The sequence below is a fragment of the Brevundimonas sp. GW821-FHT10E09 genome (genome assembly GCF_058809375.1).
Map to the genome: position 1 here is coordinate 57,054 of NZ_JBXASO010000003.1, position 20,653 is coordinate 77,706.

Annotated in this window: 25 protein-coding genes and 1 other RNA gene; 17 read left to right on the top strand and 9 right to left on the bottom strand. The window is 66.6% G+C overall.

The genetic code is table 11. From position 1 onward, the window contains the following. Positions 1-2: 2 nt before the first annotated feature. Complete coding sequence (locus AC1RSI_RS03635; RefSeq protein ID WP_008259977.1) at positions 3-740, bottom strand: AAA family ATPase; 738 nt, start codon at positions 738-740, stop codon at positions 3-5. A gap of 4 nt (positions 741-744) precedes the next feature. After that, positions 745-2,136 (bottom strand): class II fumarate hydratase, encoded by a 1,392-nt coding sequence (gene fumC, locus AC1RSI_RS03640; protein WP_154725508.1) that lies wholly within the window; start codon positions 2,134-2,136, stop codon positions 745-747. A gap of 84 nt (positions 2,137-2,220) precedes the next feature. Between fumC and AC1RSI_RS03645 the strand changes: the two genes are divergently transcribed. Next, positions 2,221-2,838: a peptidylprolyl isomerase gene (locus AC1RSI_RS03645; RefSeq protein ID WP_268865002.1), complete on the top strand. Its 618-nt coding sequence runs from the start codon at positions 2,221-2,223 to the stop codon at positions 2,836-2,838. After that, positions 2,835-3,191, top strand: a complete 357-nt coding sequence (locus AC1RSI_RS03650) for a RusA family crossover junction endodeoxyribonuclease (protein WP_154725507.1) — start codon at positions 2,835-2,837, stop codon at positions 3,189-3,191. The genes AC1RSI_RS03645 and AC1RSI_RS03650 overlap by 4 nt, the downstream gene beginning before the upstream one ends. Before the next feature lie 4 nt (positions 3,192-3,195). Here the strand turns inward: AC1RSI_RS03650 and AC1RSI_RS03655 are convergent, their stop codons facing one another. From AC1RSI_RS03655 to miaA, 3 genes are all read right to left on the bottom strand, one after another. Further along, the gene (locus AC1RSI_RS03655) at positions 3,196-3,666 is read right to left on the bottom strand and encodes an SspB family protein (RefSeq protein WP_154725506.1); all 471 of its coding nucleotides are present in this window, start codon (positions 3,664-3,666) and stop codon (positions 3,196-3,198) included. An 89-nt stretch (positions 3,667-3,755) separates the two neighbouring features. Continuing rightward, positions 3,756-4,123: a transfer-messenger RNA gene (gene ssrA / locus AC1RSI_RS03660) on the bottom strand. Positions 4,124-4,133: 10 nt separating this feature from the next. Then, a complete protein-coding gene (miaA, locus tag AC1RSI_RS03665) occupies positions 4,134-5,006 on the bottom strand; it encodes a tRNA (adenosine(37)-N6)-dimethylallyltransferase MiaA (protein WP_154725505.1) in 873 nt (290 codons plus the stop codon). Between the two features lie 23 nt (positions 5,007-5,029). Between miaA and AC1RSI_RS03670 the strand changes: the two genes are divergently transcribed. Both AC1RSI_RS03670 and AC1RSI_RS03675 read left to right on the top strand, forming a co-directional pair. Further along, complete coding sequence (locus tag AC1RSI_RS03670) at positions 5,030-6,157, top strand: Mrp/NBP35 family ATP-binding protein (RefSeq protein WP_230307521.1); 1,128 nt, start codon at positions 5,030-5,032, stop codon at positions 6,155-6,157. Positions 6,158-6,232: 75 nt separating this feature from the next. Then, positions 6,233-7,330: an NADH:flavin oxidoreductase gene (locus tag AC1RSI_RS03675; protein WP_035306018.1), complete on the top strand. Its 1,098-nt coding sequence runs from the start codon at positions 6,233-6,235 to the stop codon at positions 7,328-7,330. 34 nt (positions 7,331-7,364) lie between these two features. Here the strand turns inward: AC1RSI_RS03675 and AC1RSI_RS03680 are convergent, their stop codons facing one another. Genes AC1RSI_RS03680 through AC1RSI_RS03695 form a run of 4 tightly spaced genes read right to left on the bottom strand, consistent with a single transcriptional unit; the run spans position 7,365 to position 9,378 of the window. After that, positions 7,365-7,685: a YbjQ family protein gene (locus AC1RSI_RS03680; RefSeq protein WP_154725504.1), complete on the bottom strand. Its 321-nt coding sequence runs from the start codon at positions 7,683-7,685 to the stop codon at positions 7,365-7,367. A 9-nt stretch (positions 7,686-7,694) separates the two neighbouring features. Further along, entirely contained in the window at positions 7,695-8,222 is a 528-nt protein-coding gene (locus AC1RSI_RS03685) for a dihydrofolate reductase (RefSeq protein WP_154725503.1), read from the bottom strand. After that, positions 8,219-8,518 carry a nucleoside triphosphate pyrophosphohydrolase family protein gene (locus AC1RSI_RS03690; protein WP_154725502.1) on the bottom strand — a complete coding sequence of 100 codons (300 nt, stop codon included), beginning with the start codon at positions 8,516-8,518 and terminating at the stop codon, positions 8,219-8,221. The genes AC1RSI_RS03685 and AC1RSI_RS03690 overlap by 4 nt, the downstream gene beginning before the upstream one ends. Beyond that, positions 8,518-9,378 (bottom strand): thymidylate synthase, encoded by an 861-nt coding sequence (locus AC1RSI_RS03695; RefSeq protein ID WP_154725501.1) that lies wholly within the window; start codon positions 9,376-9,378, stop codon positions 8,518-8,520. Before AC1RSI_RS03695 ends, AC1RSI_RS03690 begins: the two co-directional genes overlap by 1 nt. Positions 9,379-9,631: 253 nt before the next feature. Between AC1RSI_RS03695 and hemA the strand changes: the two genes are divergently transcribed. From hemA to AC1RSI_RS03760, 13 genes are all read left to right on the top strand, one after another. Then, positions 9,632-10,858, top strand: a complete 1,227-nt coding sequence (gene hemA / locus AC1RSI_RS03700) for a 5-aminolevulinate synthase (RefSeq protein ID WP_040350067.1) — start codon at positions 9,632-9,634, stop codon at positions 10,856-10,858. A gap of 7 nt (positions 10,859-10,865) precedes the next feature. Further along, entirely contained in the window at positions 10,866-11,051 is a 186-nt protein-coding gene (locus AC1RSI_RS03705; protein ID WP_008260590.1) for a DUF6898 family protein, read from the top strand. A 60-nt stretch (positions 11,052-11,111) separates the two neighbouring features. Then, positions 11,112-11,513 carry a hypothetical protein gene (locus AC1RSI_RS03710; RefSeq protein WP_040349519.1) on the top strand — a complete coding sequence of 134 codons (402 nt, stop codon included), beginning with the start codon at positions 11,112-11,114 and terminating at the stop codon, positions 11,511-11,513. An 88-nt stretch (positions 11,514-11,601) separates the two neighbouring features. Further along, on the top strand, positions 11,602-12,885 hold the full coding sequence (glyA, locus tag AC1RSI_RS03715) for a serine hydroxymethyltransferase (RefSeq protein ID WP_035306030.1): 1,284 nt from the start codon (positions 11,602-11,604) through the stop codon (positions 12,883-12,885). Positions 12,886-12,893: 8 nt separating this feature from the next. Continuing rightward, on the top strand, positions 12,894-13,379 hold the full coding sequence (nrdR, locus tag AC1RSI_RS03720) for a transcriptional regulator NrdR (protein WP_008264203.1): 486 nt from the start codon (positions 12,894-12,896) through the stop codon (positions 13,377-13,379). Continuing rightward, on the top strand, positions 13,379-14,005 hold the full coding sequence (locus tag AC1RSI_RS03725) for a RibD family protein (RefSeq protein WP_154725500.1): 627 nt from the start codon (positions 13,379-13,381) through the stop codon (positions 14,003-14,005). Before nrdR ends, AC1RSI_RS03725 begins: the two co-directional genes overlap by 1 nt. A gap of 90 nt (positions 14,006-14,095) precedes the next feature. After that, complete coding sequence (locus AC1RSI_RS03730) at positions 14,096-14,686, top strand: riboflavin synthase (RefSeq protein WP_008262410.1); 591 nt, start codon at positions 14,096-14,098, stop codon at positions 14,684-14,686. Further along, the gene (gene ribB / locus AC1RSI_RS03735) at positions 14,686-15,819 is read left to right on the top strand and encodes a 3,4-dihydroxy-2-butanone-4-phosphate synthase (protein ID WP_196066320.1); all 1,134 of its coding nucleotides are present in this window, start codon (positions 14,686-14,688) and stop codon (positions 15,817-15,819) included. Before AC1RSI_RS03730 ends, ribB begins: the two co-directional genes overlap by 1 nt. Then, positions 15,816-16,277 (top strand): 6,7-dimethyl-8-ribityllumazine synthase, encoded by a 462-nt coding sequence (gene ribH, locus AC1RSI_RS03740; RefSeq protein ID WP_008263826.1) that lies wholly within the window; start codon positions 15,816-15,818, stop codon positions 16,275-16,277. Before ribB ends, ribH begins: the two co-directional genes overlap by 4 nt. After that, the gene (gene nusB / locus AC1RSI_RS03745) at positions 16,274-16,798 is read left to right on the top strand and encodes a transcription antitermination factor NusB (protein WP_271166223.1); all 525 of its coding nucleotides are present in this window, start codon (positions 16,274-16,276) and stop codon (positions 16,796-16,798) included. Before ribH ends, nusB begins: the two co-directional genes overlap by 4 nt. Next, on the top strand, positions 16,798-17,787 hold the full coding sequence (gene thiL, locus AC1RSI_RS03750; protein WP_447941517.1) for a thiamine-phosphate kinase: 990 nt from the start codon (positions 16,798-16,800) through the stop codon (positions 17,785-17,787). The genes nusB and thiL overlap by 1 nt, the downstream gene beginning before the upstream one ends. A 58-nt stretch (positions 17,788-17,845) precedes the next feature. After that, entirely contained in the window at positions 17,846-18,262 is a 417-nt protein-coding gene (locus AC1RSI_RS03755; RefSeq protein WP_230307520.1) for a hypothetical protein, read from the top strand. A 173-nt stretch (positions 18,263-18,435) separates the two neighbouring features. Further along, a complete protein-coding gene (locus tag AC1RSI_RS03760) occupies positions 18,436-20,583 on the top strand; it encodes a sodium-translocating pyrophosphatase (RefSeq protein WP_154725497.1) in 2,148 nt (715 codons plus the stop codon). Positions 20,584-20,653: the final 70 nt, after the last annotated feature.

Here is a 20,653-nt window from a genome sequence, read left to right on the forward strand (position 1 = left end):
GCTCAATCGAGTTCCAGCAAGATGTCCAACATCATCTCGCGACGAGTAAGGAAGTTGCGAGTGACCTGATAATGGTCGGTATCCTCGTACTCGATCCGTTCGAGCCCATGGTCTGACGCCTGATAGATCCAGGCGTTGGGATAGCCGAGCAGGATGGGCGAATGGGTGGCGATGATCAACTGCGACCGCGCCATCACCAGTTCGTGCAGACGCGAGAGGAAGGACAGTTGCCGGCTAGGCGACAGGGCGGCCTCCGGTTCGTCGAGAATGTAAAGGCCGTCGCCGATGAAGCGGTTATCGAACAGGGCGAAGAAGGACTCGCCGTGGGACTGCTCATGCAGTCGGCGGGCGCCGTATCGTTCGCCTCTGACCTCGGGGTCTTCCAGATAGGAGGCGACCGTGAAGAAGCTCTCCGCCCTCAGGAAGAAGCCGTCCTGAACCCGCTGCGCCGATCGAACGGGCCGGACGAACCGGTGCAGCGGGGAATGGCTGTCGCGCGTGCCAAAGCGATGTTCGCGGCCGCCGCCTTCGGCATTGAACCCCCAGGCCACCGCCAGGGCCTCGATCAGCGTGGACTTTCCCGAGCCGTTCTCACCGACCAGAAAGGTCACGTTCGGATGGAAGGCCAGCCGGTCGAGCGTGCGCACGACCGGCAGGTTGAAAGGATAGACGGAAGCGTCCCAGCCGTCTCGGCGCTCGAAAAGGGCCTCGATCCAGTAGGGACGCTCCAGCGCGGTCATCGCATCAGCCCGGCGAGATCATCTTCTCGGGGCGGACCGCTTCGTCGAATTCGGCGTCGGTCAGATAGCCGCCTCCGACGGCTTCCTCGCGCAGGGTGGTGCCGTTCTTGTGCGCGGTCTTGGCGATCTTGGCGCAGAGGTCGTAACCCAGCTTGCCGTTCAGGGCGGTGACCAGCATCAGCGAGTTGTTCAGGCCGCGCGCGATGTTGTCTTCGCGGGCCTCGATGCCGACGACGCAGTTGTCGGTGAAGCTGATGGCCGCATCGGCGACCAGACGCACCGACTGCAGGAAGTTGTAGGCCATGACGGGGTTGTAGACGTTCAGCTCGAAATGCCCCTGCGAGCCGGCGAAGGTCAGGGCGGTGTTGTTGCCGAACACCTGGACGCAGACCTGGGTCAGGGCTTCGCACTGGGTCGGATTGACCTTGCCCGGCATGATCGACGAGCCGGGCTCGTTCTCCGGCAGGGCCAGTTCGCCCAGGCCCGAACGCGGGCCGGAACCCAGGAAGCGGATGTCGTTGGCGATCTTGAACAGCGAGGCGGCGACGGTGTTGATCGCGCCGTGGCTGAAGACCATGGCGTCATGGGCGGCCAGGGCCTCGAACTTGTTCGGCGCCGTGGTGAAGGCAAGCCCGGTGATCTCGGCGATCTGGGCGGCGACCTTTTCCGCGAAACCGATGGGGGCGTTCAGGCCGGTGCCGACGGCGGTGCCGCCCTGGGCCAGTTCCATCAGCTTGGGCAGGGTCTGTTCGATGCGCTCGATGCCGTTGGCGACCTGTTGGGCATAGCCGCCGAACTCCTGGCCCAGGGTCAGGGGGGTGGCGTCCTGGGTGTGGGTGCGGCCGATCTTGATGATGTGGGCCCAGGCCTTGGCCTTGGCGTCCAGGGCGGCGTGCAGGTGCTTCAGCGCCGGGATCAGGTCGTTGACCACCTGTTCCGCGCAGGCCACGTGCATGGCGGTCGGATAGGTGTCGTTCGACGACTGGCTCATGTTGACGTGATCGTTGGGGTGGACCGGCTTCTTGGAGCCCATCTCGCCGCCCAGGATTTCGATGGCGCGGTTCGAGATCACCTCATTGGCGTTCATGTTCGACTGGGTGCCCGACCCCGTCTGCCAGACGACCAGGGGGAAGTGGTCGTTCAGCCTGCCTTCGATGACCTCGTTGGCCGCCTTGATGATGGCGTCGGCCAGGGCAGGATCCAGCTTGCCCAGGTCGCGGTTGGTCTCAGCGGCGGCGCGCTTGACGATGCCCAGGGCGCGGACGACCGGCAGGGGCTGTTTCTCCCAGCCGATCTTGAAATTGCCCAGCGACCGCTGCGCCTGGGCCCCCCAGTAGCGGTCGGCGGCGACCTCGATGGGGCCGAAGGTGTCGGTTTCGATGCGGACGTTGCTCATGCGCGGATCTCGTCTCTCAGACGTGGCGGTTGGTTGCGCGGCGGTGTAGCACGAGAGCGGGACAGGGCAAGGCGAGGCCAGATGATGAGACCAAAGGCGATACTGGCGGCCGCGTTGTTGGCGCTGGCGAACTGCGCCAGTCTTCCTGCTGATCCGGCGCGTCCTCGGGTCGTCCTAGATACTACGGCGGGGCGGATCGTCTTGGCGCTCGACGCCGCTGCGGCGCCGATCAGCACCTGCAACTTCATCGGCTATGTCGTCTTCGGCGACTACGACAACGGGTCCTTCTTCCGCACGGTCGTCCGCGAGACCAATACGGCCAACCCCAATCCCATCGACGTCATTCAGGCGGCGACCCCCCGCGGCAGCGATGACGACTCCCGGCCTCCTATCGTGCTGGAGCGGACCCGCGACACCGGACTGCGCCATCTTGCCGGGACTGTTTCGATGGCGCGCGGCGCTCCGGACAGCGCGACTTCCAGCTTTTTCATCGTCACTCAGGACACGCCCAGTCTCGACTTCGGTGGCGGCCGCAATCCTGATGGTCAGGGGTTTGCAGCGTTCGGAAAAGTCGTCGAGGGGTTGGATGTCGCGCGCCGCATCCAGCGGATGCCGGCAGACGATGCGGAGCAACTGACTCCGCCGGTGACGATCCGTTCGGCGCGCTTGCTGGACGCCGCGCCGGCCGCTTGCACCCAATGACGAAAGGCTGGATCGGGACAGGCAAGGTGCGGGCGCGCGAGGACGGCGAGGCGGTCGAGATCGTCATCGACGGCCTGACCACCCAGGCCAAATACTACAAGCCGCTGGTCTATGAGTTCATGCGCAAGGAATGGGCGTCACGCCCGTCCTGGGGCGATCATGTCGTCGAGATCCGCATGGAGCATGTGGGCGAGCCGCCGTGGATGGATCTGGACAACCTGGCCAAGGCCCTGCTCGATTCCATCAAGGGCTATCTGTTCCACGACGACGCCCAGGTCGCCCGCCTGCTGGTCGAGCGACGCGAGGGCGAGAGGGAGCGGATCATGATCCGCTCCTATCCCCGTCGGGACTGAGCCGTCACTTTTTCCGGAACTGGTCCAGCGACACGACCTTGGGGCCGTCCGAGCCCGGCGTCGGGTCCTCGGGCGGGGTCGTTTCCTCGATCACTTCGACGATCTCGGGCTCATCGAACTGAAGCAGGAACTGGACGCTGGGGTCGTAGAATCGGGTCACGGCCGAATAGGGCATGGCCAGGGTGCGCGGCACGCCGCCGAACCGCAGCTTGACGGAGAACCGGTCGGCCTCGACCTGCAGGTCCTCGTACTGGTGTTGCAGCACCACCGTCATCTCGTCCGGGTATTTGGCCAGCATGTCCGGCGGGATGCTGACCCCGGCGGCGCGGGTCTTGAAGGTGATGTAGAAGTGGTGGGCGCCCGGCAGGCCTTCGGCCAGAACATGGTCGAGCGCAGAACGGATCACGCCGCGCAACGCCTCGTGCGCCAGCCGCTCATACTGCATCTCATCGACCGGAGGGGTCTGGTCGGTCATCGTCACCTCGCAATTCAGCGCGACTGATAGCGTCGCCGGTCCCGCCGCGAAAGATGCGAATAGGGTAAACGGACAGTATGTGCGGAAGAAACGCCGGGATTCTGTTGCCAGGCTCCCGACAGGCCCCGCCCAAGGATCTGAACCCCTAGGACTTAAGATTCGAAATCACCCGAACCGCATTACGCGGCGAGAGCGACTTCTCCAGCGAAGTTATCGTTCGCAGTTAGAAAATGGCCCGATACGGTGGGCCAGGACGAGCGAAAGCAATCCTCTTTACACGTCCGTCGATGCTAGTCGGCCCCATGCTGCCTCCGCCGATAACGCGGGGAGAAAGTTGGTGGAGCCGCCGGGAATCGCACCCGGGTCCGGTCCGCTTATTACAAGCGCGTTTATCGCTATAGTCCGGCCGAAACCGGACAGGTCCAATATAGGCGTTGCGCGGACGCTTTCCAAGCGCCGCGTGCGTTTCAAACCCGCGCCCAGCCCGGGGTCTGGTTCCTGAACCAGGTCAGCTGGCGTTTGGCGTAGTTTCGGGTCGCCTGTTTCAGGGCGTCGATCGCTTCATCCCGACCGATTTCTCCGGCCAGATACGCCGCCAATTCGCGCGCCCCGACCGCCTTCATAGCGGGTAGGGCCGGGGACAGATTCCGCGCAGTCAGGGCGCGCACCTCGTCGAGCGCGCCGTTCTCCATCATCACATCCACACGCCGGTCGCAGTTGGCGTAGAGGTCCGCACGGTCCGGCTCGATGACCCGTCCCCTCCATGACCCCGGCGTCAGCAGAGGGCGGGTGTCCGCCTTCCAGTCGCTCAAGGCGCGGCCGCTGGCCGAATGGACGCTCATGGCGCGCACCAGCCGTTGGCGGTCGCCCTGTTCGATGGAACGGGCGGCTTCGGCGTCGATTTCAGCGAGACGGGCGCGGAATGCGGCTTCGCCCTGGGCCATATAGTCCGCCTCGGCCGCGTCACGGACGCTCTGAGGCACAGGGGGAATGTCCGCCAGTCCGCGGGTCATGGCGGTGAAATACAGGCCGGTGCCGCCGACCAGGATCGCCGGCCGCCCGTCGGCGCGTGCGATATCCAGCAGATTCAGGGCCGCACGGCTCCATTTCCCAACCGACCAGGCGTCCGCCGCATCGGCGACGCCATACAGCCGGTGATCGGCCTGGGCCTCGTCTTCAGGCGACGGGCGGGCGGTCAGGACGCGCAGGTCGGCGTATAACTGCTGACTGTCGGCGTTGATGATGACGGCGCCGGTCTCGCGCGCCATTTGCAACGCTAGGGCCGACTTGCCCGAAGCGGTCGGACCGGCGATCAGGGTGACTGAAGGCGGCTGGGACAAATGGAGGCTCGCAGGCGACATCCATGGGCGATAGAACGCGGCCCTTGTCGCCTGCAAGTCTTCTGGAGACCGCCTTGGTCGAACGTTCCGCCGTCATCGCCGCCCTCGACGCCGTCATGGACCCGGTCTCCGGCCAGGGACTGTTCGCCTCGGGCCTCGTGCAGGGATTGGTGGTCGCTGAGGACCGCGCCGGCTTCGCTCTTGAGGTGGATCGCAGCCTGGTCGCGACCTATGCGCCCGTTCGCGACGCGGCCGAGGCCGCGCTGAAGGTCCTTCCCGGCATGAACCGCGTGTCGGTGATTCTGACGGCCGAAGCCAAACCCGGACTCGCCAAGCCGGCGGCGCGCACCGCAGGCCTTTCGAAGGCCGCTGTGGATCAGGGGCGCGCCAAGGCGCCGGTCCCCACCGATCGTCCGGCCCATGTCCGTCGCGTCCTGGCCATCGCCAGCGGCAAGGGCGGGGTGGGCAAGTCGACCGTGGCGGTGAACCTGGCCGCCGCCCTGGCCGCACGCGGCCTGTCGGTCGGGATCCTCGACGCCGACGTCTATGGGCCGTCGCTGCCCACCATGCTGGGCATCAGCGGCCAGCCCGCCTATGAGGACGGCGCCATCGTTCCGCACCAGGCGCACGGGCTGAAGGCCATGTCGGTCGGCCTGCTGACCAGGATGGACGACGCCATGATCTGGCGCGGCCCCATGGCCTCCCAGGCCATCACCCAGATGCTGACCCAGACCCGCTGGGGCGTGGCCGAGGCGCCGCTGGACGTGCTGGTGGTCGATCTGCCCCCCGGCACCGGCGACGTGCAACTGACCCTGATCCAGAAGACGCCGCTGGACGGCGCCGTCATCGTCTCGACGCCGCAGGAGGTGGCCCTGGCCGACGCGCGGCGGGCGCACACCCTGTTCCAGCGCGTGAACGTGCCGACCCTGGGCCTGATCGAGAACATGACCGGACCGATCTTCGGCCAGGGCGGGGCGAAAGCCGAGGCCGAACGTCTGTCGATTCCCTTCCTCGGCGACCTGCCCCTGGACGCCGGCCTGCGCGAAGGGGGAGACGCCGGTCGTCCTCCGGTCTCAGCCGATCCCTCGGGGCTGATCGCGGGCCGGTTCGCGGCGATCGCTGAACAGGTCGCCGCGGCGCTGGGCCTCTAGAAATCGTCGGGACGGGGGTTTTCAAACGCAACCCTATTCGCCACCTTGGGGCGTACATATCACTGAGGAGTTCCGATGAGCGTCGACGCCCTGTTCCGCCCGTTCACCGTCAAGGGTCTGACCCTGCCCAACCGGATCGTCATGGCCCCCATGACCCGGTCTTTCTCCCCGAACGGGATTCCGACGTCCGACGTCGCCGGCTATTATCGCCGCCGGGCCGAGGGCGGGGTCGGGCTGATCGTCACCGAAGGGACGGTCGTCGAACGGCCCGCCGCCCGCAACGACGCCAATGTGCCTGTCTTCCACGGCGAGGCCCTGCCGCACTGGAAGACGGTGGTGGACGAGGTCCACGCCGCCGGGGGGCTGATCGCGCCGCAGATCTGGCACGTCGGATCGGCGCGGGGCCAGGGCGCCGACTGGACGCCGCTGGGCAAGGTGGACAGTCCGTCGGGCCTGACGGGGCCGGGCAAGGCCAAGTACGAACCCATGACCGAAGAGGACATCGCCGACACCATCGCCGCCTTCGGCCGGTCGGCGCGCGCGGCGCGCGACCTGGGCTTCGACGCCGTCGAGATCCACGGCGCCCATGGCTATCTGATCGACCAGTTCTTCTGGAGCGGCGTTAATGTGCGCGAGGATCGCTGGGGCGGCCCGACCATCGCCGAGCGGGCGCGCTTCGGCGCCGAGGTGGTGAAGGCGGTGCGCGAGGGCGTGGGCGACGACATCCCCGTCATCCTGCGCCTGTCGCAATGGAAGCAGCAGGACTTCGCCGCCCGGATCGCCGAGACGCCGGACCAGATGGTCGAATGGCTGACGCCGCTGTCGGACGCGGGGGTCGACGTCTTCCACTGCTCGCAGCGCCGCTTCTGGGAGCCGGAGTTCGAGGGATCGGACCTGAACTTCGCCGGCTGGGCCAAGAAGCTGATGAACAAGCCCACCATCACCGTCGGCTCGGTCGGCCTGGACGGCGAGTTCATCGCGGCCTTCGGCGGCGAAGGATCCAAGCCCGCATCCCTGGACGGCCTGCTGCGCCGGCTGGAGAACGAGGAGTTCGATCTGGTGGCTGTCGGCCGCGCCCTTCTGGCCGATCCGCACTGGGTGCAGAAGATCCGCGACGGGCGCACCGACGAGCTGCGCAACTTCGAGCGCTCGGACCTGATGACCCTGTCGTGACGCGATTGGTCGAGTCGGTCCGTCTCTGCGGAGGTCAGGCCGGCTCGACGATCACGGCCGTGCCGTAGCACAGCACCTCGGTCACGCCGGGCATGATCTCGGTGGCGTCGTAGCGGACGGCCAGGATGGCGTTGGCGCCGTGTTCCTGGGCATGTTTGACCAGTTCGTCATAGGCTTCCTGACGTCCGGCCTCGGCCAGTTTCACATAGGCGCCGACCCGGCCGCCCAGCATCGACTGGACCCCGCCTATGGCGTCGGAAATGGCGTTGCGGGACCGCACCGTCACGCCGCGCACCAGGCCGATATGGCGGGTGACGCGGAAACCGGGCAGGTCGTTGGTGGTCGTGACGTACATGGACTTCTCCTAGCGACGTTCCAGCACACGGAAGGTAAAGGCGTGGTCATCCTTCTCGCCCGCCGTGTGGACTTCTGACGATACCTCGGTCCAGGCCGTTTCGTCGAACGGTGGAAAGACCGCGTCTCCTTCGGGGGCGGCGTCCACCTCGGTGATATAGAGGCGACGCGCGCGGGGCAGGGCGGCGGCGAACAGGGCGGTGCCGCCGATGACGCAGATCTCGTCCACGCCGTCCTCCTCGGCCGTCTCCCGCGCGATCTCGATCGCCTCATCCAGGGTGGCGCAGACCAGGGCGCCCTTGGACATGCCGTCGGCCTCGTAGGACTCGTCCTTGGTCAGCACCAGGTTCAGCCGGCCGGGCAGGGGTTTGAGCGGCAGGCTCTCCCAGGTCTTGCGCCCCATCAGACAGGGCTTGCCGACGGTGATGGCCTTGAACCGTTGCAGGTCTGAACGCAGCCGCCAGGGCAGGTCGCCGTCACGGCCGATGACGCCGTTGCGTCCGCGCGCGACGACTAGGGAGATCAGGGGAATGCTCATGCTTTCGGCTCCAGCCATTTGAGCCATTTGCGCCGCATGGCCGTCTCCAGATCAACGCCTGCGCCCGCGCAATAGATCAGCAGCATGCCCAGAACATCGGCCGCCTCGTCGCCCAGGGCGTCAGCGTCGGGCGTTCCGCGCGCCCGTCCGGACAGACGCAGATGTTCGGCCGTCAGCTCTCCCAGCTCTTCCTGGAGCTTCAGCAGAGCCCAGTCGCGGTCGCGGTCGATCTGGTGTTCGGCGGCGTAGATGTCGGAGATGCGCAGGACGTCGGCCTGCAAAGATCTGAGGTCCATCAGACGGCTACGGCCGCCTTGATGTGCGGCCAGGCTTCGTAACCCTCAAGCGTGAAGTCCGACAGTTCGAAGGCGAACAGGTCGGTCTTGGGCGCGATGCGCATGACCGGCAGGGGCAGAGGCTCGCGCGTCAGCTGAAGCTCGGCCTGCTCGAGGTGGTTCAGATACAGATGAGCGTCGCCGAAGGTATGGACGAAGTCGCCGGGCTCCAGCCCCACGATCTGGGCCAGCATCATCGTCAGCAGGGCGTAGGAGGCGATATTGAACGGCACGCCCAGGAAGACGTCGGCGCTGCGCTGATACAGCTGGCAGCTCAGTTTTCCGCCTCCTTTATCGTTGGGGGCGACGAAGAACTGGAACAGGCAGTGGCAGGGCGGCAGGGCCATGTCGTCGACGTCGGCCGGGTTCCAGGCCGTGACGATGTGGCGGCGGCTGTTGGGGTTGGTCTTCAGGCCGTGGACCAGTTTCTCGATCTGGTCGATGACGCGGCCGTCGGGCGCGGTCCACGACCGCCACTGCTTGCCATAGACCGGGCCCAGTTCGCCCTCGGCGTCGGCCCATTCGTCCCAGATGCGGACGCCGTTGTCCTTGAGCCAGCCGATATTGGTCTCGCCGCGCAGGAACCACAGCAGTTCGACGATGATCGACCGCAGGTGCAGCTTCTTGGTCGTCAGGACGGGGAAGCCCTTCGACAGGTCGAACCGCATCTGGCGGCCAAAGACGCCCAGGGTCCCCGTGCCGGTGCGGTCGTCGCGTCGCACGCCGTTGTCCAGGATGTCGCGCAGCAGGTTCAGATACTGCCGCTCCGGATGGTCGGCGGGCGCGGCCGCGCTGCGCGCCTGGAGGTCGGCTTGGATCATCTGAACGGTCATGACCTCAAACTGCCCCAGAATTCGATTCGTGACCGGGCAAATCGGTTGCGGCGGTCGGGCGTCCACAGGAATCGAATCGGTCGCTGGACGGCTTAAAATGTCGAACACCCTGCCGACGAAACCTGAGAACCGTTATCAATGAAGGTTTTAGGTCGTTTTGTCCATGCTCAGGACATGGACAAGCTTCGGTGTCGGGCGCAAAGAAAAGACAGAGATCGCCATAAGCGAAAGAACGAATATCGTGTTCGACTATAAGGCCGCCTTTGAAAACTCGGTGGAGCAGGTGCGCAGCGAAGGACGGTATCGCGTCTTCGCCGACCTGAAGCGCGTTCGCGGGCAATTCCCGCAGGCTGTGCGCCGCCGCGAGGACGGGTCCGAGCAGGACGTCGTCATCTGGTGCTCGAACGACTATCTGGGCATGGGCCAGCACCCGGTCGTGCTGAAGGCCATGCAGGACGAGATCGACGCCGTGGGCGCGGGCGCCGGCGGCACGCGCAATATCTCGGGCACGACGCGCTCGGCGGTGGATCTGGAGGCCGAGCTGGCCGACTGGCACCAGAAGGAGGCGGCGCTGCTGTTCACCTCGGGCTATGTCGGCAACGAGGCGACCCTGTCGACCCTGCAGAAGATCCTGCCCGGCCTCATCACCTTCTCAGACGCGCTGAACCACGCCTCGATGATCGCCGGCATCCGCCAGGGCGGCGGCGAACGGCACATCTTCAAGCATAACGACCTGGCCCATCTGGAGGCCCTGCTGGCCGCCGCTCCGGCCGGAGCGCCCAAGCTGGTCGCCTTCGAGAGCGTCTATTCGATGGACGGCGACATCGCCGACTTGGCCGGCACCATCGCCCTGGCCAGGAAATACGGCGCCATGACCTATCTGGACGAGGTCCATGCGGTGGGCCTGTATGGCGAAACCGGCGCCGGCGTGGCCGAGCGTGACGGCGTGCTGGACCAGATCGACATCATCGAATGCACCCTGGGCAAGGCCATCGGCGTCATGGGCGGCTATATCGCCGCCGACGCCGTGATCATCGACGCCGTGCGCAGCTGGGCCTCGGGCTTCATCTTCACCACCAGCCTGCCGCCCGCCCTGACGGCGGGGGCCCTGGCGTCAGTGCGGCACCTGAAGACCCATCCCGAACTGCGCGAACAGCATCAGGAACGGGCGGCGACGCTGAAGGCGCGGTTCGCCGCCGCCGGGATTCCGGTGATGGACAGCGAAAGCCATATCGTGCCGGTGCACGTCGGCGATCCGGTCCACTGCAAGATGATCTCGGACATGCTGCTGGACGAGTACGGCGTCTATGTTCAGCCGATCAACTATCCGACCGTGCCCAAGGGGACCGAGCGGCTGCGCTTTACGCCCTCGCCGAACCACACGGACGAGATGATGGACCATGTCGTCCAGGCGATGGACCGCCTGTTCGCCCACTGCAATGTGGCGCGCCGGTCGGTGGCGGCCTGAGACAGACGTGGCGGACGACGACCTCGGCGAGGTGATCGTCGAGACCGTGCGCAACGGCCCCTATATCAAATGCTCGGCCATCCATGTGGCCACCGGCCGCGAGGTCAGCGCCATGGGACCGGTCAACGAGCCCAAGGCCGTCGAGCGCGTAGCGATCGCGAAGTTGAGGCGGGCCTTAGAGACAGGTCGATAAGGCGCCCTAGATCGACTTTAACGTCGAACGGTGATTTCCTGCGTGTCGTGGGAGGCGATCATGCTGCAACCAGGCGGACCGGCGGTTCTGGGGTTCGGAGCCTTTTCGATCTTCGCCATGCTCGGCGGCCTGGTGCTTCTGACCGGAGCCGACCATGCCGCGCCGGGCTGCACAGGGCCGGAGGTCAGGCGCTGTGACTTCATCGAAACCGCAAAAGTTGCGGTGGCGAACGATCCGCGCCCCAATCGCAAGTTTGATCCGGACTTAGGTTTCGAGATTGTCGAAATGGGCTCGTCCGTCCGTGTGCAGCAATATCTGCCCAACGGATCGCTGGCCTTGTTCGAGGGGCCAGCCGTTCTGATTGATCGCAAGAGCTGCCGTCCCTGTAGTGTGGAGGTTCGCGCGACCACGGACGGCGACGCTACGGCGCGGTTCATACGCCTTCCTCCGTCGGGCGTTTGAGCCTGACTAAGGGGGCTCACCACAAGATATTGTGGTTCGGCGCGCTGCGGCCTAGATAGGCGGCCTTCTCAGACGCGGGGATTCCGACGTGACCGCCTTCACCCATGACGCCTATTTCACCAAGACCCTGGCCGACGCCGATCCGGACGTCTTCAAGGCCATTCAGGGCGAGATGGGGCGGCAGAAGGAGCAGATCGAGCTGATCGCGTCGGAGAACATCGTCTCCCAGGCGGTGCTGGACGCGCAGGGCTCGGTTCTGACGAACAAATACGCCGAGGGCTATCCTGGTCGTCGCTATTACGGCGGCTGCGAATTCGTCGATGTGACCGAGGATCTGGCGCGCGAACGGGCCAAGAAACTGTTCGGCGCGGCCTTCGCCAATGTGCAGCCCCACTCGGGCGCCCAGGCCAACCAGGCGGTGTTCTTCACCCTGCTGCAGCCCGGAGACACATTCCTGGGCATGGACCTGGCCTGCGGCGGGCACCTGACGCACGGGTCGCCGGCGAACCAGTCGGGCAAGTGGTTCCGGCCCGTGACCTACAAGGTCCGCGAAGACACCCATCTGATCGACTATGATCACGTGGCGGAGATGGCGCAGAAGGAGAAGCCCAAGCTGATCCTGGCCGGCGCCTCGGCCTATAGCCGCCACATCGACTTCAAGCGGTTCCGCGAGATCGCCGACAGCGTCGGCGCCTATCTGATGGTGGACATGGCCCACTACGCCGGCCTGGTGGCCGGGGGCGCCTATCCCGATCCGATCCCGCACGCCCACGTCGTGACCACGACGACGCACAAGACCCTGCGGGGACCGCGCGGCGGCATGATCCTGTCCAACGACGTCGAGCTGGGCAAGAAGATCAACTCGGCCGTCTTCCCCGGCCTGCAGGGCGGGCCGCTGGAGCATGTGATCGCGGCCAAGGCCGTGGCCTTCGGCGAGGCGCTGCAGCCCGAGTTCAAGCTGTACGCCCATCAGGTGGTCAAGAACGCCCAGGCCCTGGCCGGCGTCCTGGTCGAGCGCGGCCTGGCCATCGTCTCGGGCGGCACCGACAGCCACCTGGCCCTGGTCGATCTGCGGCCCAAGGGCGTGACCGGCAAGGCGACCGAGCACGAGCTCGAGAAGGCGCTGATGACCTGCAACAAGAACGGCGTGCCGTTCGACACCGCCCCCTTCACCGTCACCTCGGGCGTTCGCCTGGGCACGCCGGCGGGCACGACGCGCGGCTTCGGCGAGGACGAGTTCAAGCAGATCGGCCACTGGATCGCCGACGTCGTCTCGTCGATGAACGGCGGCGATGAAGCCGATCCGGCCGTGGTCGCGGGCGTGGCGGCCCAGGTGCGGGAGCTGACCAACCGCTTCCCCATCTACCGATGATCTGACCGATGAAGTGCCCCTTCTGCGGTCATCAGGACACCCAGGTTAAGGACAGCCGGCCGTCGGACGACGGCTCGGCGATCCGACGCCGTCGATCCTGTCCGAACTGCAACGGGCGCTTCACCACCTTCGAACGGGTGCAACTGCGCGAACTGGTGATCCTGAAGCGCAACGGGCGGCGCACGCCGTTCGACCGCGACAAGCTGGAGCGGTCGCTGGGCGTGGCCCTGCGCAAACGGCCGGTCCAGCCCGAACAGGTCGAGCAGATGGTCAACCGGATCGTGCGCCAGCTGGAGAGCCTGGGCGAGACCGAGGTGCCGTCGAGCACGGTCGGCGACTTCATCATGAAGGCGCTGAAGGGCGTGGATGAGGTGGCCTATGTCCGCTACGCCTCGGTCTACAAGGACTTCCGCCATACCGGTGATTTCGCCAAATTCCTGGGCGCCGAAGGTTTTGCCGATGGGGGCTTCGACGAGCCCTCCGACAAGGCCTGATGCGCGTCACCCTGAAGCTGGCCACGTCGCTGGACGGGCGTATCGCCACGGCCACGGGCGAAAGCCGGTGGATCACCGGCGAGGCGGCGCGGCTGGAAGGCCATCGGCTGCGCGCCGGCCATGACGCCATACTGGTGGGCGTCGAGACGGTGCTGAAGGACGATCCCGAACTGACGGCGCGCCTGCCGGGGCGGAGCGTGGATCAGCCGCTGCGGGTGGTGCTGGACAGCCGGCTGCGCACGCCGACGACGGCGAAACTGGCGGGCGAGAACACCCTGATCCTGACGACGGTCGAGCCGCAGCCCGTCGGCGCAGCCCAGGTGCGGCGGGTCGAGGCCGAAGACGAGGACGGGCGTCCGGCGATCCAGGCGGTGCTGAAGGCGCTGAAGGCGGCGGGCGTGGACTCGGTGCTGATCGAGGGCGGGGGGCAGGTCGCGGCCGCCTTCCTGAGGGCCAGGGCTGTGGACCGGCTGGAGTGGTTCCGGGCGCCGATCCTGCTGGGCGGGGAGGGGCGGCCCTGCGTGGCGGCGCTGGCTCTTGCAAAGCTGGCCGACGCCCCCAAGTTCCGTCGCCTGGGCGTCACGCCCGTCGGAGACGATCTGTGGGAGCGCTACGAGCGATCGTGACGCCGCCGCCGGGCGTTTTCGCCGGTCGATTTCAGACGATTCAGACTATTCAGACTGTGTTTGTTGGGTCCGGAAGGGACCGGAGCCGAAATGTTCACCGGAATCGTCACCGACATCGGGCGCGTTCGCGACGTCCGTGAGACGGAGCGGGATCGCCGCTATGAGATCCAGACCGCCTGGGACGTGTCCGGGATCGACCTGGGCGCCTCGATCAGCCACGCGGGCTGCTGCCTGACGGTGACGGAGAAGGGGACGGATTGGTTCGCGGTCGAGGTGTCGAACGAGACCCTGTCCAAGACGACCCTGGGCGGCTGGAAGGCCGGCGACGGGATCAATCTGGAGCGGGCGGCCAAGCTGGGCGACGAGATGGGCGGCCATGTGGTGTCGGGCCATGTCGACGGCCTGGGCCGCGTCGTGTCGATCACGCCGGAGGGCGGGTCGCACCGGCTCGAGGTCGAGGCGCCGGCGCCCCTTCACCGCTATATCGCCGCCAAGGGCTCGATCACCGTGGACGGGGTGTCCCTGACGGTGAACAGCGTCGCGGGGCAGGTGTTTTCGTTGAATATCATTCCGCATACGTGGGATGTGACGACCCTGGGCCGTCTGAAGGCGGGCGATCCGGTCAATCTCGAGATCGACATGCTGGCGCGATACCTCGCGCGGTGGCAGGAGACGGCGTGATGCAATTGGCCGCAAACATGAACGACAGCCCGATCAGTCCCATCGAGGACATTCTTGAGGACGCCCGCAACGGCCGTCCCTACATCCTGGTGGACGCCGAGGACCGCGAGAACGAGGGGGACATCATCATCCCCGCCCAGTTCGCGACCCCCGACCAGATCAATTTCATGATCCGCCAGGCCCGCGGGCTGGTGTGCCTGGCCCTGACGGCCGAGCGGGCCAATCAGTTGCGGCTGCCGCCGATGGCGGCCGACAATCGTGAGAGCATGAAGACCGCCTTCACCGTTTCGATTGAGGCCAAGGAGGGCGTGACCACGGGGATTTCGGCGGCCGACCGGTCGCGCACCATTCATGTGGCCACCGACGCCTCTAAGGGCATGGACGACATCGTCTCGCCCGGCCACATCTTCCCCCTGGTGGCGCGCGACGGCGGGGTTCTGGTCCGCGCCGGCCATACTGAGGCCGCCGTGGACATCAGCCGCATGGCGGGCCTGACCCCCGCGGGGGTCATCTGCGAGATCATCAAGGACGACGGCGAGATGGCGCGGATGCCCGATCTGGTCGCCTTCGCCCAGCTGCACGGGCTGAAGATCGGCACCATCGCCGACCTGATCGCCTATCGCCGCCGCACCGAGCGGTTCGTCGAACGGATCATGGATACGCCGTTCGAGAGCGTCCACGGCGGGCCGTTCCGCCTGATGCTGTATCGGAACACCATCGAGGGCGCCGAGCATATCGCCCTGGTCCGCGGCAAGATCGATCCGTCCAAGCCGACCCTGGTGCGGATGCACCAGGTGGACTTCGCCTGCGACCTGCTGGGCCATGTCGAGACGCGCCAGGACTATGTGCCCAAGGCCCTGAAACAGATCACCGACCACGACGGTCCGGGCGTGGTCGTCTTCCTCCGTGATCCGTCGTTGACCTCGCTGGCGGAGCGTCTCGCGGGCGTGGACAAGCCTGCGGCGGTGGACCGGTCGCTGCGGGCCTATGGCGTCGGCGCGCAGATCCTGCTGGACCTGGGCGTCAGAGACATGATCGTGATGAGTTCGACGCGGCCTGAACCGACGGCGCTTGAGGGCTATGGCCTGCGCATCGTCGGCTGGCGCGACATGGATGGAGAAGACAAGGCGTGACCGAGGCCCCCCGTATTCTGATCGTCGAGGCGCGCTTCTACGACGAATTGGCCGACGCCCTGCTGGAGGGCGCCAAGGAGACGTTGAAGGCGCGCGGCGCCGAGTTCGACGTCGTCACCGTGCCGGGCGCCCTGGAGATCCCGGCCGTCATCGCCATGGCCGAGGAGGCCGGACGGTTCCCGACCGCGCCCCGTTACGACGGCTATGTCGCCCTGGGCTGCGTGATCCGCGGCGAGACCTATCATTTCGAGATCGTCTCGGACCAGTCGGCGGCCGGCCTTATGGCCCTGGGCGTCAAGGGACTGCTGATCGGCAACGGCATCCTGACGACCGAGGACGAAGACCAGGCCTGGGCCCGGGCGCGGCTTTCCGAAGGGGATAAGGGGGGCGGGGCGGCCAAAGCCTGTCTCGAGCTCATTGCATTGAAGAAGCGGTTGCGGCTAGGCCTCGGCGCATGACTGAACCGAACAGCGTCAAAGCCGTCCTCGAACAACTGGCCGAGGCCGAGAAGCAGCGGGCCGAGCCTCATCTCAGCTCCAAACAGCGCCGTGCGCGCACCGTGTCGCGTCTCGCCGCCGTCCAGGCCCTGTACCAGATGGAGCTGGCGGGCGAGGGCGTTGAGACGGTGATCACCGAATTCGCCAACTTCCGCTTCGACACCGATATCGAGGGCGAGGCCCTGGCCGAGGCGGACGAGGCCTATTTCGCCGACATCGTGCGCGGCGTGATCGAGAGCCAGCGGGATATCGACGCGGCCGTCAAGGCGCGTCTGGCCTCCAACTGGAAGCTGGAGCGGATCGACGCCACCCTGCGCGCCCTGCTGCGCTGCGGGGCCTGGGAGCTGATCAAACATCCCGAGACGCCGCGCGAAGTGGTGATCGACGAATATGTCGAACTGGCCAAGGCCTTCTTCGACGATTCCGAGGCGCGCTTCGTCAATGCGGCGCTGGACGGCGTGTCCAGAGACACGCGCAAATAATGCCGGCGCTCGACGTCGCGGGTGAGTTCGAGACGATCGAGAGGCTGTTGCGGCCCCTGGCCCATCCGGAATGGGGCAGGGGGCTGGCCGACGATGTGGCGGTCCTGCCGTCGCGGCGCGGCTATGACCTGGTCCTGACCAAGGACGCCATCGTCGAGGGGGTGCATTTCCTGCCCGACGACCCGCTGGACACGGTGGCGAAGAAACTGCTGCGGGTGAACCTGTCGGATCTGGCGGCCAAGGGGGCCGAGCCGTTCGGCTATCTGATGGCCTGCTGCTGGTCGGACCGCTGCGGCTGGCCCGAACGCGAGGCCTTTGCGGCCGGGTTGGCGCAGGATCAGGCCCTGTTCGGGGTGTTTCTGATGGGCGGCGACACGGTCAGGACGCCGGGGCCGGCGGTGTTCTCCCTGACCGCCCTGGGCTGGGTTCCGGCGGGTGAGGCGGTGTCGCGCGCGGGCGCCCAGGTGGGAGACCTGGTCTTCGTCACCGGAACCATCGGCGATGGCCTGCTGGGGCTTCAGGCGGCGCAAGCCAAGCTGAAGCTGGACGCCGAACGGCTTGCGCGCCTGATCGACCATTACCGCACCCCCATGCCGAGGCTGGATTTCGCCGATGTCGTCCGGAACCTGGCGACGGCGGCGGCGGACGTGTCCGACGGTCTGGCGGCGGACCTGAACCATATCGCCAAGGCCAGCGGCGTCGGCATTGCCCTGAACCTCAGCGTCCTGCCCCTGTCCGCCGCCGCCCAGGCCTGGTTCGAGGACCGGGTCGATCCGCAGGCGGCGCTGGAGGACCTGGCGACCGGCGGCGACGACTACCAGATCGTCTTCACCGCCCACCCCCGCCATGAAGAGACCCTGCGTCGCGAGGCCGAACGCCGCCTGCTGCGCCTGACCCGGATCGGGGCGGTTACGGCGGGCGAGGGCGTTGCGGTCGACTATGGGGGACGGCGGATAGAGCTGGCGCGGCGCGGCTGGACCCATGGCTGAACCGGCAACACAATCCTAACCGCGCACCGCTAGGGTGGCGGTTATGGATCGCAGAACCTTGATCACGTCTGGAACAGTCGCCCTGGCCGGCGTCGCCGCTACGTCGGCCCGGGCCTCATCCAGCAAGACCCCCGCCGAGGCCCCGGCCTTGAGCATCCCCGGCGTCGGCCTGCCGGTGATCGCCGACGGTCGCCTTAGAAACTACGTCTTCGTCTCGCTGAAGCTGCATATCGGCGGGGGCAAGACGGTCGAGCAGATGCGGCCCAAGGAGGCGTTCTTCCGCGACGCCCTGGTCAAGGCGGCCCACCGCACCCCCTTCACTGTTGCGGGCGACTGGACGCGGCTGGACGAAAACCGGATGTCTGCGGCCCTGGTCGCGGCTGCGAACGCGATCTCTGGACGGGGCTCCGTCGCACGGGCCGAGATCATCGCCCAGAACCCGCGCCTGCGCGCGGGCATGACGCCGGGCGTCTGAAGGTCCGCAACCATGGTTGCGTCAACTTGACGCCCATGACACGCTCCCTCTGCAAATCCCAAGGGACGCACTGACGCGTCCGCCGCGCTCGGGGGGACCGGACGTCGGACAGAGGCGATAACGCCCGCCGTCGCAAGGATCCGTGCGCTTGTTGCAAGGGCATGGAAACGTCAATGACGAACTCACTTACGCTGGTCTTCGCGGCAGGCGTTCTGGCGGTGCTGTACGGCGCCGCCCAGACCGCCGTGCTGATGAGGGCGAGCACCGGCAATGACAAGATGCGAGAGATCGCGGCCGCCATTCAGGAAGGCGCCTCGGCCTATCTGAAGCGGCAATATCTGACGATCGGCATGGTCGGGGTCGTGATCCTGATCGCCGCCTATCTGCTGATCGGCGTCTATGCGGCGGTCGGCTTCGTGATCGGGGCCGTCCTGTCGGGCGCCGCCGGTTACGCCGGCATGCTGATTTCGGTGCGGGCCAATGTGCGCACGGCGCAGGCGGCGTCCGAGAGCCTGTCCAAGGGGCTGAACCTGGCCTTCCGCTCGGGCGCCATCACCGGCATGTTCGTGGCGGGCGGCGCCCTGATCGGGGTATCCGGCTACTTTATCGTGCTGACCCATCACCTGGGTCTGGGCTCGACCAGCCGCGAGGTGATCGACGGCCTGGTGGCCCTGGGCTTCGGCGCCTCGCTGATCTCGATCTTCGCGCGTCTGGGCGGCGGCATCTTCACCAAGGGCGCCGACGTGGGCGGCGACATGGTGGGCAAGGTCGAGGCCGGCATCCCCGAGGACGATCCCCGAAACGCCGCGACCATCGCCGACAATGTGGGCGACAATGTCGGCGACTGCGCCGGCATGGCGGCCGACCTGTTCGAGACCTATGCGGTGACGACGGTGGCGACCATGGTGCTGGCGGCCATCTTCTTCCGCGATCAGCCCTATGTGGGCGCCCTGATGGTGCTGCCGCTGGCGATCTGCGCAGTCTGTATCGTCACCTCGATCATCGGCAGCTTCTTCGTGCGGCTGGGCAAGAGCCAGAACATCATGGGGGCGCTGTATCAGGGGCTGATCGTGACCGGCGTCCTGTCCATCGGCGCGGTCTGGTGGGTGATCAACCAGATGGTGACGGGGCCGATCGTGACCGGAAGCGGCCTGACGATCCAGCCGATGGCCCTGTTCTGGTCCGGCATGGTCGGGCTGGCGGTGACGGCGGCCATCGTGGTGGTGACGGAATACTACACGGGGTCGAAATTCCGGCCGGTGCAGTCGGTGGCCAACGCCTCGGTCTCGGGTCACGGGACCAATGTGATCCAGGGTCTGGCGGTGTCGCTGGAGGCCACGGCGCTTCCGGCCCTGACCATCATCGTCGGCATCGTGGCCAGCTTCCAGCTGGCGGGCCTGTTCGGCATCGCCATCGCCACCACAACCATGCTGGGCGTGGCGGGGATGATCGTGGCGCTGGACGCATTCGGGCCGGTGACGGACAACGCCGGGGGGATCGCCGAGATGGCGGGCCTGCCCAGCGAGGTGCGGCGGTCGACCGATGCGCTCGATGCGGTGGGCAACACCACCAAGGCCGTGACCAAGGGCTACGCCATCGGTTCGGCCGGCCTGGGCGCCCTGGTGCTGTTTGCGGCCTATACGTCGGACCTGCAGTATTTCTCGGCCAATCCGGCGGACTATCCCTTCTTCGCCGACATGGGGCCGATCGCCTTCGACCTGACCAACCCCTATGTGGTCGTGGGCCTGCTGTTCGGGGGGCTGCTGCCCTTCCTGTTCGGTGGCATGTCGATGATGGCGGTCGGGCGCGCGGCCGAGGCCGTGGTGGCCGAGGTGCGGCGGCAGTTCCGCGAGAACCCCGGCATCATGACCTATCAGGTCAAGCCGGAGTACGGACGGGCGGTGGACATCCTGACCAAGGCGGCGATTCGCGAGATGATCGTGCCGTCCCTATTGCCGGTGCTGTCGCCCATCGTCCTGTTCGTCGCGGTGCTGGCGATTTCGGACAAGGCCAACGCCTTCGCCTCGCTGGGCGCCATGCTGATGGGGGTGATCGTCACCGGCCTGTTCGTCGCCATCTCGATGACCTCGGGCGGCGGCGCCTGGGACAACGCCAAGAAGGTGATCGAGGAAGGCTTCACCGACAAGAACGGCGTGGTCCACGGCAAGGGCTCCGAAGCCCACAAGGCGGCCGTGACCGGCGATACGGTGGGGGATCCCTACAAGGACACCAGCGGCCCGGCGGTGAATCCGATGATCAAGATCACCAATATCGTCGCCCTGCTGCTGCTGGCGGTGCTGGCGAGCGGAAATATCGGCTAAGCTTGTACGAAGACGCCCCGGAGAGTGATCTCCGGGGCGTTTTTTCTTCGGCGATGCGTCGGACCCTAGT

Coding starts and splice junctions, on each gene's coding strand:
- AC1RSI_RS03635 (WP_008259977.1), bottom strand. CDS start 740: ATGACCGCGCTGGAGCGTCCCTACTGGATCGAGGCCCTTTTCGAGCGC.
- fumC (WP_154725508.1), bottom strand. CDS start 2,136: ATGAGCAACGTCCGCATCGAAACCGACACCTTCGGCCCCATCGAGGTC.
- AC1RSI_RS03645 (WP_268865002.1), top strand. CDS start 2,221: ATGAGACCAAAGGCGATACTGGCGGCCGCGTTGTTGGCGCTGGCGAAC.
- AC1RSI_RS03650 (WP_154725507.1), top strand. CDS start 2,835: ATGACGAAAGGCTGGATCGGGACAGGCAAGGTGCGGGCGCGCGAGGAC.
- AC1RSI_RS03655 (WP_154725506.1), bottom strand. CDS start 3,666: ATGACCGACCAGACCCCTCCGGTCGATGAGATGCAGTATGAGCGGCTG.
- AC1RSI_RS03670 (WP_230307521.1), top strand. CDS start 5,030: ATGGGCGATAGAACGCGGCCCTTGTCGCCTGCAAGTCTTCTGGAGACC.
- AC1RSI_RS03675 (WP_035306018.1), top strand. CDS start 6,233: ATGAGCGTCGACGCCCTGTTCCGCCCGTTCACCGTCAAGGGTCTGACC.
- AC1RSI_RS03680 (WP_154725504.1), bottom strand. CDS start 7,685: ATGTACGTCACGACCACCAACGACCTGCCCGGTTTCCGCGTCACCCGC.
- AC1RSI_RS03685 (WP_154725503.1), bottom strand. CDS start 8,222: ATGAGCATTCCCCTGATCTCCCTAGTCGTCGCGCGCGGACGCAACGGC.
- AC1RSI_RS03690 (WP_154725502.1), bottom strand. CDS start 8,518: ATGGACCTCAGATCTTTGCAGGCCGACGTCCTGCGCATCTCCGACATC.
- AC1RSI_RS03695 (WP_154725501.1), bottom strand. CDS start 9,378: ATGATCCAAGCCGACCTCCAGGCGCGCAGCGCGGCCGCGCCCGCCGAC.
- AC1RSI_RS03710 (WP_040349519.1), top strand. CDS start 11,112: ATGCTGCAACCAGGCGGACCGGCGGTTCTGGGGTTCGGAGCCTTTTCG.
- nrdR (WP_008264203.1), top strand. CDS start 12,894: ATGAAGTGCCCCTTCTGCGGTCATCAGGACACCCAGGTTAAGGACAGC.
- AC1RSI_RS03725 (WP_154725500.1), top strand. CDS start 13,379: ATGCGCGTCACCCTGAAGCTGGCCACGTCGCTGGACGGGCGTATCGCC.
- AC1RSI_RS03730 (WP_008262410.1), top strand. CDS start 14,096: ATGTTCACCGGAATCGTCACCGACATCGGGCGCGTTCGCGACGTCCGT.
- ribB (WP_196066320.1), top strand. CDS start 14,686: ATGCAATTGGCCGCAAACATGAACGACAGCCCGATCAGTCCCATCGAG.
- nusB (WP_271166223.1), top strand. CDS start 16,274: ATGACTGAACCGAACAGCGTCAAAGCCGTCCTCGAACAACTGGCCGAG.
- thiL (WP_447941517.1), top strand. CDS start 16,798: ATGCCGGCGCTCGACGTCGCGGGTGAGTTCGAGACGATCGAGAGGCTG.
- AC1RSI_RS03760 (WP_154725497.1), top strand. CDS start 18,436: ATGACGAACTCACTTACGCTGGTCTTCGCGGCAGGCGTTCTGGCGGTG.